Source organism: Pseudomonas sp. DL, assembly GCF_047199225.1.
Taxonomy (GTDB): Bacteria; Pseudomonadota; Gammaproteobacteria; order Pseudomonadales; family Pseudomonadaceae; genus Pseudomonas; species Pseudomonas aeruginosa.
Window position 1 is genome coordinate 2,402,545 of record NZ_CP178323.1, and the last position, 12,501, is coordinate 2,415,045.

Sequence of the window (12,501 nt, forward strand, 5' to 3'; positions counted from 1 at the left end):
CTCTGTCAGGAAGGGGCAGTATCGGGAAACTCGGGCCAGGCCACGAATTTTTGATTACAATCCGGGATCGTTTCCAGCAACCAGTGCATGTCCGTTTCCGGACGGCGTGTTCCACATTCCCAGAGCTCGATGACGCGCCATCCAAGTTGCAACAGCTCGTTCCGGTTTCTGAGATCCCGTTTCACGTTCTGCTCGAATTTCAGACGCCAGAAGTCCTCTCGAGTGGACGGGGTAGTGGTATACCTACACCCTGGATGCCTGTGCCAGAAACACCCGTGAATGAATATGCAGACGCGGTAGCGGGGGAGAACCACATCGGGTCTGCCCGGAAGCTCCCGCGGATGCAAGCGATACCTGAAGCCGTGCCTATGCAACAGTCGCCGAACCTTCATTTCCGGCAACGTGTCGCTACCGCGAATCCCGGCCATCATGCGAGACCTGACTTCTTTGCTGACTACATCCATGACAGAAATCCAGATGAACATGATTTTCAGGGAGCATACAGCTATTGATGCTGTGGCAGTGCTTCCCAGGCCGATTCAGGTCGTCGATCTCTTCGCAGGGCCGGGGGGGTTGGGTGAGGGGTTTTCGGCTTCTGGGGATGGCAAGCAGTTCGAGATCGTCGTGTCTGCCGAAAAGGATCTTGCGGCATGGCAAACCCTCAGACTGAGGGCATTCTACCGTCTTCTGAAAACAAAGAATCCGAAGCGGCTGATCGACTACTACAGTTTTTGCAACGGTACTACGGACCGGCCCTACTCGGATGCGAGCGAAGCCGAGTGGAAAGAGGCAGAGGCAGAGGCACGATGCATAACGCTTGGCACGAAGGAGGGAGATCGAGAGCTTGATGAGATCCTCGATGTACGGCTTGACAGCAGTCGACCCTGGGTACTGATAGGTGGTCCGCCCTGCCAAGCCTATTCGGTTGTCGGCCGTGCGCGTAATCAGGCAAAGGCAAACTATAGTGCCGAAGAGGATGATCGCCATTTCCTCTACAAGGAATATCTGAGAATCATCAAGGAGAGAAAGCCTGCAGTCTTCGTCATGGAGAATGTGAAGGGTATTCTTTCGTCCAAAGTGGGAGGGGAGAGAATCTTCTCCCAGATACTGAAAGATCTCTCAGATCCCAACAAGGCTCTCGGAGATGCCGAGCCCGGCATCAAGTACCGCATCTGTTCGCTCGTGAGCGGGCAAACCTATGGTCCAGGGGATGATGTCGAGCAGGTAGATCCTCATGCTTTCGTCATCAGGGCAGAGGAGCACGGCATTCCTCAAGCTAGGCATCGAGTGATTCTCCTCGGCATAGCTCTGGATGAGGAGGGCAGCATTCCATCCCATGCGCTGCTGGCAAAGGCGGAGGAGAAGGTAGTGGTCAAACAGGTTCTGGGCGACCTCCCGATGCTGCGTAGCCGACTGACCCGGCAGCGCGATGGAAATGAAGCCTGGTACCGAGTGGTTGCAGATCAGCTGGACGAGCTGAGATCAGAACTCGATGAGAGAGCTGATCCGAAACTGGCTTCAGAGATGGATATTGTCAGAAGCGGTCTACTGTCCGCTTCGATTGATGTTGGAGATATCCGGGTTGCCCGAGTCGGAAAAGATGGAAGGACGGGCCTTTCTTCTTTGGATGAGTGGTATCTGGATGACGACTTGGACTATTGGCTGAACCATGATGCGCGTGGACATATGCCTTCGGATCTACGTCGCTATATATTTGCAAGTCTGTTTGCCCGAGCTCATGGGGTATCTCCTAAAGGGCATCAGCAGTTTTCTCTGAAGGGGTTGGCTCCGGCACACAAGAACTGGGAAACTGGAAAGTTCAGCGACAGGTTTCGAGTTCAACTGGCGAATCAGCCTGCCACAACCATCACTAGTCACATTTCAAAAGATGGGCACTATTTTATCCATTATGATCCAAAACAGTGCCGTAGCCTGACTGTCCGTGAAGCCGCTAGGATACAAACTTTTCCCGATAACTACTTTTTCCAGGGAAATAGAACTCAGCAATTTCAGCAGGTAGGTAATGCGGTGCCTCCGCTTCTGGCAAATAAAATTGCGGGGATTGTTTTCAATGTTGTGTGTGAAAAGGCATCAAAAGAGAAGTCTAGCAATTTTTCTTGCGTGTGGGGGCGTGGTAGGCGATTAAAAAATGTATGAAGAAATCTGCCGATGTGGGCGATCGGCAGATTTTCAATGTGCTTATTGTTACTCGTATTTGATTCGTTGGTTCTCTGTGGATGCCTTGTAGTGGTCTACTGATCCCGGACACCGATTTAGGCGAGAATCCTCGCCCTGAGAGAGGTGTCTGATGAGCAAGCAATGACGTACATTTTCCGCCGAGTTCAAGCGAGAGGCCGCCGCCCTGGTGCTGGACCAGGGCTACAGCCATATCGAGGCCTGCCGTTCGCTGGGGGTGGTGGATTCGGCCTTGCGCCGTTGGGTGAAACAGCTCCAGGCGGAACGCCAAGGCGTGATCCCGAAGAGCAAGGCGCTGACGCCCGAACAGCAGAAGATCCAGGAACTGGAGGCCCGGATCAACCGGCTGGAGCGGGAGAAAGCGATCCTAAAAAAGGCTACCGCTCTCTTGATGTCGGACGAACTCGATCGTACGCGCTGATAGACCAGTTGAGTGAGCAGGAATCGGTGGAAGTGGTCTGTTCAGCTTTCGATGTGGCGCGGTCTTGCTACTACGTCCACCGTCTTCGACGGCGGCGTGTCGATGCTCGCCGCGTGGCGCTACGCAGCCAGGTCAACCAGTTGTTCAGCCAGAGTCGGGGCTCGGCCGGCAGCCGCAGCATTCTGGGCATGCTGCGCGAAGAGGGCGTGACCATCGGCCGTTTCCGAGTGCGTAGGTTGATGCGTGAGCTGGGCCTGGTCAGCAAGCAACCGGGCTCGCACGCCTACAAACAGGCCACGGTTGAGCGGCCGGATATCCCGAATCGGCTGAACCGCGAATTCGCGACCGAGCATCCCAATCAGGTGTGGTGTGGCGACATCACCTACGTCTGGGCGCAAGGCCGTTGGCACTACCTGGCCGCGGTGCTGGATCTGCATACCCGGCGGGTGATCGGCTGGGCGTTCTCGGCCAAGCCGGATGCCGAACTGGTGATCAAGGCCCTGAACATGGCCTACGAACAGCGCGGCAAGCCACAGCAGGTGCTGTTCCATTCAGACCAGGGCAGCCAGGGTGGATTCAACCGGTCGTTGCAACACCTTTGATCGTGGAGGTGTTTATGGGGCGACCTGCAGGGTGGATGCAGGAGTTGACGGGGCGAGGGGCAATGCGCTCGCCAGGTGCCCCGTCACTTCGCCGAGAGATCGAGCGGCTATTTTGGGAACAGATCGCAACCGGGATCACAAGCGAAAGGGCGGCAGAGGCTATTAGCGTATCGTCAGCGGTAGGCACACGCTGGTTCCGTCATCGCGGCGGAATGCCATTATTCATGTCGAACCACATATCAGGAAGGTACTTGTCGTTCGCTGAGCGAGAAGAGATCGGGCTGCTCCGGGCGCAAAGTGTTGGTGTGCGTGAGATTGCTCGCCGTCTTGGACGAAGTCCGTCGACCATTTCACGGGAGCTGACTCGTAACGCAGCAACTCGTAGCGGCCAGCTCGAGTATCGCGCTTCAGTCGCGCAGTGGAAGGCTGAATTGGTTGCCAAGAGACCGAAGCCGGCGAGATTGGTGACCAACCCGCAACTGCGCCATTACGTGCAAGAGCGCTTGGAAGGCAAGGTTCATAACGCTAATGGCCGTGAGATTGCCGGTCCTCTACAGGCACCATTCAAGGGACGAAATAAACCACATCGTGGTGACCGTAAATGGGTCAATGGTTGGTCACCCGAACAGATTGCCAACCGGCTGCAAATCGACTTCCCGGATGACAAGTCCATGCGTATTTCTCACGAAGCCATATATCAGGCTCTCTACATTCAAGGGCGAGGCGCTCTCAAGCATGAACTGGTGAGTTGCCTGCGTACTGGGCGGCCGTTGCGCGTACCAAGAGCCAGGGCGCAGGCCAAAGCATGGGCACATGTCAGCGAGGATGTCATGATTTCCAGCCGTCCTGCTGAGGTGGAGGATCGTGCCTTACCAGGGCATTGGGAGGGTGATCTGATCATTGGCCTGAACCGATCCGCCATCGGGACGCTGGTCGAGCGCTCAAGCCGATTTACCATGCTCGTTCATCTGCCTCGCGAGGAAGGTTACGGGCTGACTCCCCGGACGAAGAACGGTCCCGCTCTTGCTGGCTACGGTGCTGTCACCATGACCAATGCATTGAAGAGGGCCGTGACTGGCTTACCCGTTCAGCTGTGGCGATCATTGACTTGGGATCGTGGAAAGGAGTTATCGGATCACGTCCGCTTTACCATTGAGTCTGGAGTAAAAGTCTTCTTTGCCGACCCTCACAGTCCATGGCAGCGCGGTACGAACGAGAATACAAACGGTCTTCTACGGCAATATTTCCCGAAAGGCACCGACCTGTCTCGTTGGAGTTACCAAGAGATCCAAGCCGTAGCCCATACGCTGAACACTAGACCCAGGAAAACGCTCGGCTGGAAAACACCTGCCGAGGTACTGAACGACTATCTAACATCTATTCAGCAACCCAGTGTTGCGACGGCCGGCCGATTGAATCCACCCCTGACGGCGCAGGAGGCCCAACGGGACATCAGTCATTACTTGATGCACCGCTACAACTGGATCAGGCCGCATCAATTCAACGACGGGTTACCACCTGCAGTGGCCGAAGAAAAACTCAACCCACTGTCCGGGATGGGTTGACCACTACATCCAGGGGTCAAGCGATGGACTGCCCGGATCGAATGCCTTGCCGCGGCGCCAGCCGGCCCCCCTCACAACCCCCTCTGCCGCGCCACCCCCATCTCCCGCTGCTCCTCCTCGCCAATCTCCTTCAACGCCACTTCTCCCACTCCCAGCGCGCGTTCCACGCTGAGTTCGCCGCCCTGGGCGGCGAGCAGGGCCTGGAGGCGTTGGAATTCGCCGCACCAGAGGGTTTCGATGTCGCGGTCGCGCTGGCTGTCGCGGTTGGCGTTGAGGGCGACGGCGCGCAGTTGCAGGCGGCCGTTGTCGGCCTTGCCGCCGACTTCCAGGCCGTAGCCGGGGGTGGCGGGTTTGCGCAGGACGACCCTGCCGGTCTGCGCCCAGGCGGTGGCCATGCCTTCGCGGACTTCGTAGCCGAGGCTGGCGAGGCCCTGGAGCACGGCTTGGCGGCGGGCGAGGGCGGCCTGTTGCTGGAGGTGGGCGGTGAGGATGGCGTTGCATCGCTCGGTGAGTTCGGCGAGTTGCTGCGGATCGCTGTCGGGCTGGCAGGCGGCGGCGCGCTGGAGCAGTTCGGCGTGTTCGGCGGCGCCCAGGGCGGCGACTTCGCTGGCGAGGTCTTGCAGGTGTTCCAGGCGCTGGCGTTGCTGCTGGTGTTCGCGGGCGGCCTGGGCGAGGTCGAGGACCAGGCTGTCGAGCAGCAGGTTGCGGCGCTCCGGGCGCTGTTCGGCTTCGGCGCGGGCCAGTCGCTCGAGGAACGCTTGGGCGCTGGCCTCGCCTTGCAGCAGTTGCAGTTCGGCGATGTGCCGGTCGATGCGCGCCAGGCGCTGTTCGCGCGGGGCGTCCTGTTGCTGGCGGGCGCGCCACTGTTCCAGGGTGATGGGCGTTTCGTCGGTCTTCAGGCGCTGGGCGAGTTCGTGCTGGGCTGCGCTGAGGCGTTCCTCGGCGGGGGCGCTGGCGAGGGCGGCGAAGCCTTGGGCGAGCAGGGCTTCCGCGTCGTCGCGGAGGGCGCCGTCGGCCAGCGCTTGCAGGGTTTGCCGGAGTGTCGCGCTGGCGGCATCGGGCCTGGCGTCGAGGGCCTGGAACAGGGCGCTGGCGTTTTCCTGGAGGCGGCGGTGTTGCTGGCGCGTTTCCGCGGCCTGGCGGATGGCGCGCTCTTCGCGTTCGGCGAGGTCGCGCTTGAGGAATTCGCTTTCGATCTTCACCTGTAGTTGCACGTCCAGCCAGCGTTCCTGTTCGAGCAGGGCGTGCAGGCTGGCGCGGCGGGCGTGGGCGGCGGCGCGCTCGGCGTCGCTGAGCTGGGCGAGCCGGCTGGCCTGGTTTTCCCAGCGCGCGAGGGCCTTGTCCAGGCGTTGCAGGTCGCGCTCGCAGGTGGCGATGGCTTCTTCCCGGGTGACGATTCTTACAACTTTCGGTCCGCTCATTGGGAGGCCTCCGCTGCTGCCGTGGGATGGGTTTCCGCGCTGGGCGCCAGGGCCTTCTCGATGGCGGCGCGCAGCCGTGCGCGTTCGTTGTCGCCGTCGTGGTACCAGCCCTGGGAGGAAACCCGGTGGAGGTGCGGGATCGCCCGTCGCAGCACCGAGGGTCGCCAGATTTCCCGGGCGCGGGCGCGTTCCAGCAGCGGGTGGCAGGGGGCGTCGCATTCGATGCCGATGGCGTAGAGGCCGGTGGCCGGGTTCTCGATGGCGAAGTCGAGGCCGAAGGCGTCGCCTTCGCTGGCGTGCGCGGCGGACCAGCCCAGCGAGCGAATGTACTCGCCGACGATCTCGCTGAAGCCGTCGTGCCGCTGGTAGGGCTGGCGGCGTTGGTCGCTGCGGTCGGTGTGCAGGCGCTCGAGCAGTTGGCCGGTACCGGCGAACTCGCCGGCGGACAGTGCGCGGGCGTATTCCAGGTAGCCTTGCAGGTAGTCGCGCGGGCTGCTCGGCGAGCGCTGGGTGCCGAGCATGTCGGAGATGTCGCCGATCGGCATCGAGGTGATCATCACCACCTTGCGCCGCGCGCGGGTCACCGCCACGTTGAGGCGGCGCTCGCCGCCGGTCTGCCCGAGCACGCCGAAGTTGCGCCGGAAGCTGCCCTGGCCGTTGCGGCCGAAGGTGGAGGAGAAGACGATCACGTCGCGCTCGTCGCCCTGCACGTTCTCCACGTTCTTCACGAACACGCCCATGTCCTCGCCGTCTTCGCTGCGCTCGCGCTCCTCGCTGTAGGCGGCGCGGAACGCCTCGTCCTGCTCGGCGCGCAGTTCCAGGCGCTCCTCGATGAGGTCGGCTTGCTTGCGGTTGAAGGTGACCACGCCCACCGACGGCCGCGCCGCGTAGGGTTGGCGCCAGAGTTCGGCGAGGTAGTCGACGACTCGCTCGGCCTCGCGCTCGTTGCTCTGGTTCTGGTACAGGCCGTTCACCTGGATCAGTTCCAGCGGCTTGATGCGCAGTATGTTGGCCTGCGGATGGCGTACCGGCACGCTCAGGCGGTTGCCGTAGAACGAGGCGTTGGAAAAGCCGATCAGCTCGCGGTAGGCCGAGCGGTAGTGGATCTGCAAGGTGGTGCTGGGCAGAGCGTTGCGCGCCAGTTGCAGGAGGTCCGGGCAGTCCTTGATCTCGCGGCGGTTCCAGGTGTCCTCGTAGGCTTCGCGCTGCTCCTCGTCGGCGTCCTCGTCGGGCGCTTCGCCGTCGAACAGCTCGGCCTCGTCGCTTTCCACGCGGCTGGAGAAGAACGCGGTCGGCGGCATCTGCTTCTCGTCGCCGCTAACCACCGTGACCCGCCCGCGATAGAGGGTCGGCAGGGCGAACTCCACCGGCATCTGCGAGGCTTCGTCGTAGATCACCATGTCGAACAGCCCGGCCTTGAGCGGCAGCACGCGGCTGGCCAGGTCGGGGTTCATCAGCCAGACCGGGCGCAGGCTCATCAGGCCGAGTTCGGCGCCCAGCTCGATGAACTCGCGCAGGCGCCGCGAGCGCTTGCCGGTCAGGCGGGTGACGTCTTCCCACTGCTTGCGGCTGCCCAGGCGCGCGGCGTCGATGCCCTTGCCGAGCAGTTCGCGGTTCAGCGCGCGCATCTGCACGTCGGCTTCGGCGAGGCTGGCGACCCTGGCCCTGGCTTCGTCCTGGCTGAACAGCAGTTCCGGATTGTCTTGTTCCAGGCGCTGCTTCCAGCCCAGCCGCGCTTCGCGGTTGAGCATGCGGCGCACCGTGGCTTCGAGTGCTTCGGCGGGAATCGCGTCGAGTCGTTCCTGGCGCTGGCGCAGCAGGGCCAGGAATTCCAGGTCGGTGGCTTCGAGCTGGCCGGCGCGGCCACGGAAGCGCTGGTAGGCGACCAGTTGCGGTAGCGCCTCGCGCAGGCGGCCGAGGGCCGGCAGGTTGCTCTGGTTGCCGGCGATGGCGCGGTGCAGCTGTTCCAGCAGTTCGTCGCCGAGCCAGTCGGCGAGCACCTTCAGTTTGTCCAGGCTGAGCTGGCGTGCGGCCTGGCGGATCAGCGCGGCGTCGAGGTCGCCGAGCAGCGCTTCGAAGCGCTGTTTCTCGCCGGTGAGGATCACCGCGTCGAGCTGCTCGGCGCGCGGCGCTTGGGCCAGGCCGCGAGCCAGGGTCTGGATCTCGCGCAGTTGCTGGCTGGCGCTGCCGGCCAGGCCGGTCAGTTCCGGACCGGCATCGGTGGTGACTGTCGCCAGCCCCAGGCTCTGTTGCAGCGCCGCCAGTTGCCGGCGCAGCGGCCGCCACTGGCGCTCCAGGTCGCAGGCGCCGAGGAGGGCGGCCAGGCGGCTGTCGTCGTCGGCCTCGCCGTGCTCGCGCAGGAAGCGCCGCAGGCGGCCGCGCCGCAGCAGGCGCAGCGGGTTGAGCCGGGCCAGCCAGGTGCGTGCCTCGAGCACCTGGCGGGCGTGGGCCTGGAAGCGTTCGAGGTTGTTCTCTTCGAGCATGGCGAGAGCCGGCGAAAGCAGCGGCGCATGCCGTTCGAGGTCGAGCTGGCGCAGTTGCCGTTCGATCTGCTCGGCCTCCGCCAACAGGCCGTCGCCACGGCTCGGCTGCCCTGGCGTGGCGTCGCGGAACAGCGGCAGCCAGTGGGCCAGGCGCTGGCGCTGCTCCTCGCGCAAATTCAGCAGGGTACCCACCTGGCTTGCCAGCCAGGCGCGGTAGGGCGTCGGGTCGTCGACCTCGAAGCTCGCCGGGTGTTCGTCGAGGGCTTTCTGCCGGGCGTTCTCCGCTTCGCCGAAGGCGCGCAGGCTGTCGGCGAAGGCGTGCAGGGTGGCCTGGTCGGTGGCGAAGGCGCGCAGTTGCGCCAGCGGGCTGCCTTCGTAGCGGGCCGGTAGCCAGAGGCGGACCAGCGGCGCGCAGTTTTCCTCCAGGCGCGCCAGGCTGCCGATGTCCAGCGCCGCCAGGCGCTGGCGCAGGGCCGGGAAGTCCAGCGGCGGCGAGCCTTTCTCCAGCTCGATCAGTTCGCCGAGCAGGCGCCGGTAGCTCAGCCCGGTGGCCTCGTCCACGCGGTGCAGGCTCTGGTGGTAGCGGTCCAGTTCGCCTTCCAGCGCCTCGATACGCGCCGCCAGGCGCTCGCGCTGGCGCTCCCAGCCCTGGGCGCCGCCGGCTTCGGCGAACAGCGCTTCGAGCTGCTCGCGGATGTTGCGGATCACCGGTTCGCGGTCGCGGTTGACGTCGTTGAGCATGACGATGCGCTGGCCCAGGCCCTCGGCCACCAGGCGCTTGTGCACCACTTCCAGGGCGGCGTGCTTCTGGCAGACGATCAGCAGGCTGCGCTGGCGGCCGATGGCGTCGGCGACCATGTTGACGATGGTCTGGCTCTTGCCGGTGCCGGGCGGGCCCTCCACCAGCAGCCCCGGGCTCTGCCGGGCCTGCAGCACGGCGGCCTCCTGGGACGGGTCGCTGGCCACGGTGAAGTAGCGCTGCAACTCCGGCGGGCTCTCGCGGGCTTCCGGCTCGCCGTTCTCGCGCAGGCGCAGCGCGGTCTCCAGGCCGGTGCCGGAGGGCGGCAGGCTCTTCAGCTGGCGCAGGTCCTCGCCGATCGCCTGGCCCATGAAGGTGACGTGGAACAGCACCGCGGCGCAGGCCAGTTGGTCCTGGTAGGGCGTGACCTCGGTGGAACTCGGTGGCAATCCTTCCAGCACCCTAGCACGCGGCGTGGCGAGCAGGCCGAAGGCATCCATCACATCGGCGGCGCGCAGCGCGGAGCGGCCGAGCAATTCGTCGGCGACCTTGCGCCAGCGCTTGCACGGCTCGGGGCCGAGCAGGCTTTCCAGGGCCGGGTTGAGGCGCACTTCCTCGCGCTCGCCGTCGAAGGCCAGCGCCACCTGGCCGCGGCTGCCGACTTCCAGTTGCAGCTTCAGCGGCCACAGCAGCAGCGGCACGATGCGCGTGCGGGTGGTGCCGCGCGGGTCGCGGTTGAGCAGGAAGGGGAAGCCCAGGTAGAGGCCGTCGATGCCGGTGTCACGCTTGTACAGCGAGCTTTGCCGGGACAGCGCGTTGAGCCGCACTTCCAGTTGCGGGTTGGCGAGGAAGCTGTCCGGGTCGAGGCTCACCGCGCGGGCGTTGCGTTGCAGCAGGTGGTCGAGCAGAGCGGCGGCGGGGCGTCGCGCGCTATCCAGTTCGTTGAGGTCGATGCGTGGAGTGCTCTTGCCGATGCTCATGCGCACCAGCGGCCCGCGCATCACTGCGGCGACCACTTTCTTCTCGAAGAAATCGAGGATCTGCGACACGTACTGCTGCTTCTGCGGTTCCAGCCACTGTTCCGGCGGGATCGCCAGCAGCACCAGGACCCTCGCCAACGGCATGCGCCGCTCCAGGCGGAACTGCTCGGCCCATTCGTCGACCCTGGGCACGCCGCTGCGGGCGAAGCCGCTGATGCGTTCGTCGACGCGGCGGTACAGCTCCTGCCGCGAGTGCTGCAACAGGCCGCGCGCGGTCTCCGCGTCGAACAGGTGCACATCGGCGTCGCGGGCCAGGCCGGCGGCTTCCTCGACGATCGCCTCGGCGGCACGGAACTGGCCGATGTTGGCGCTGAGCAGGACGATCAGGTCTTCCTCGGCGATCACCCGGCGCTCGGCCAGGGCCAGCAGGCCGGGGTGCTCGGTGTCCGGCAGGAGGCGCTGGCGCTCCTGCCACTGCGCGGCGAGGCGCGCCCGCGAGGTCGACAGCAGGTAGATGCGCAACTGTTCTTCGGCGAGTTCGATGTGCTGGTGCAGGGCGCGCTGGCGGACGTTCTCGGCGCGGGTCTTGAGCCGCGACAGCCAGCTTTCGGTGTGCAACTGTTCGAGCAGGTCGGGCACCGAGCCGCTGATCAGCCGGTAGCCCTCCAGCGGATGCTCCAGCAGCCAGCCGGGGGTGACGATCTCGCCGCGCTGGATCAGCGGGATTTCCGGGTTCAGCAGCTTGAGCGCCAGCATCAGCCGGAAGTCGTCCTCCAGCCCCTCGTGCTGGGCCACCTGGCGCAGGCCGGCGAGCAGCCTGGGCGACAGGCCGATGTGCTCGGCCCAGGTGACGATCGCCCCGCGCAGCAGGTGGTCGAGGGCCTCCGCCCAGTGCTCGGCCTGGGCCGCGGCCAGGGCGAAGACCGTCGGCTTGCGGAAGCGCCGTGCGCCGAGGGCGATGCTGGCGCCTTCGGCGTCGTCCTTTTCGCTGTCCGCCGAGGCCGGCGCGTCCACCGCCTCGCCGTTCAGCCAGGCCTGTACCTGCGGCCACTGCCAGCGCTGGTGGCGGTCGCGTGCAAGCAGGCCGCGCAGCAGCAGGTGCAACTGCGGGTCGAGGTCGTCGGGCAGCGCCACGCCGTTGGCCAGCACGTGGATCAGGAAGGCGTTGGCGTTGACTCCTTCGAAGCAGGCGCCGCGGGTCAACTGCTCCAGCAGGATCATGCCCAGGCTCCACCAGTCGGAAGCCGCCGCCACGCCGCCGGCGATCGCCTCGGGGGCCATGTAGCGGCTGGTCTCCAGCGGCGAGACGATATCCAGGTCGAACTCCGACAGGCGCGCCGAGCCGAAGCCGCTGATCACCAGGTCCAGTGGCTCGTGGCTGCGCACCAGCAGGCTGGCCGGGCGCAGGTCGCGGTGGCGCAGGCCGGCTTCGTTGAACACGTGCAGGGCGTGGCCCAGCTCGCGGACCACGTGGCGCACCGCCTCGCGGTCCTCCAGCACGGTGCCGAGGTCGGCGAGGCTGCCGCCGGTGAGCTCCTCGACCACTTCGTAGGCGCGCTCGTCCCAGCGGCCGGTGGCGAGGATTTCCGGTACGTGTTCGCGCGGCAGGCGGCGGATCACGTCGTAGATCGCCGGGTCCGGCTCGGCGCCCGGGCGATACAGGGTGAGCACCGCCTGGCGGGCGCTTTCCGCGTGTTCGGCCAGGTAGCGCTCGCGCACGCCGTCGCTGCTGGCGATCTGCCGCAGCAGACGCCAGCCGTCGATCAGGGTTTCCGTGACGGCGGGCTGCGGCGTGGCCTCGGCCTGCATCGGCAGCGGGCCTTCGGCCGGCGCGGCGCCGCACTCCAGGCACATCAGGTCGCCGGGTTGCAGCGGGTGGCCGTTGGCGCAGAGCGGGGCGGACGCCGTTGGCGGCTCGCTGGCGGGCGGCGCGATGGCTTCCTGGGTCAGCACCGGTTGCGGTCGCCAGCCGGCGGGATGGATGGCTTCGGCGGAAAGGTCCCAGCCGCAGGGCTGGCCCTGGATCGAGCCTTCGCAGAAGATTTCCGAAAGCGAGCGTTCGCTCTGGCAGTTGGGGCAGAAACGTATCATCGG

At 65.0% G+C, this 12,501-nt stretch carries 4 protein-coding genes and 2 pseudogenes; 3 read left to right on the forward strand and 3 right to left on the reverse strand.

The window, feature by feature from the left end; all coding sequences use genetic code 11:
- Positions 1-5: 5 nt before the first annotated feature.
- Positions 6-485, reverse strand: a complete 480-nt coding sequence (locus ACI766_RS11465) for a very short patch repair endonuclease (protein WP_307753571.1) — start codon at positions 483-485, stop codon at positions 6-8.
- Between ACI766_RS11465 and ACI766_RS11470 the strand changes: the two genes are divergently transcribed.
- From ACI766_RS11470 to ACI766_RS11480, 3 genes and pseudogenes are all read left to right on the forward strand, one after another.
- Positions 478-2,157: a DNA cytosine methyltransferase gene (locus ACI766_RS11470; RefSeq protein WP_226341671.1), complete on the forward strand. Its 1,680-nt coding sequence runs from the start codon at positions 478-480 to the stop codon at positions 2,155-2,157. The genes ACI766_RS11465 and ACI766_RS11470 overlap by 8 nt on opposite strands.
- 205 nt (positions 2,158-2,362) lie before the next feature.
- Positions 2,363-3,216 (forward strand): annotated as a pseudogene (locus tag ACI766_RS11475) (IS3 family transposase); the annotation flags it as partial.
- Positions 3,217-3,254: 38 nt separating this feature from the next.
- Positions 3,255-4,625: pseudogene (locus ACI766_RS11480) on the forward strand (IS30-like element ISPa37 family transposase); the annotation flags it as partial.
- 230 nt (positions 4,626-4,855) lie between these two features.
- Here the strand turns inward: ACI766_RS11480 and ACI766_RS11485 are convergent.
- On the reverse strand, positions 4,856-6,205 hold the full coding sequence (locus ACI766_RS11485) for a hypothetical protein (protein WP_087823977.1): 1,350 nt from the start codon (positions 6,203-6,205) through the stop codon (positions 4,856-4,858).
- Positions 6,202-12,498: an AAA domain-containing protein gene (locus tag ACI766_RS11490; RefSeq protein ID WP_115282359.1), complete on the reverse strand. Its 6,297-nt coding sequence runs from the start codon at positions 12,496-12,498 to the stop codon at positions 6,202-6,204. Before ACI766_RS11490 ends, ACI766_RS11485 begins: the two co-directional genes overlap by 4 nt.
- Between the last annotated feature and the right edge of the window lie 3 nt (positions 12,499-12,501).

Excerpts from the sequence above, each read along its gene's own strand:
- ACI766_RS11490 (WP_115282359.1), bottom strand. The coding sequence starts at position 12,498 with ATGATACGTTTCTGCCCCAACTGCCAGAGCGAACGCTCGCTTTCGGAA.
- ACI766_RS11465 (WP_307753571.1), bottom strand. The coding sequence starts at position 485 with ATGTTCATCTGGATTTCTGTCATGGATGTAGTCAGCAAAGAAGTCAGG.
- ACI766_RS11470 (WP_226341671.1), top strand. The coding sequence starts at position 478 with ATGAACATGATTTTCAGGGAGCATACAGCTATTGATGCTGTGGCAGTG.
- ACI766_RS11485 (WP_087823977.1), bottom strand. The coding sequence starts at position 6,205 with ATGAGCGGACCGAAAGTTGTAAGAATCGTCACCCGGGAAGAAGCCATC.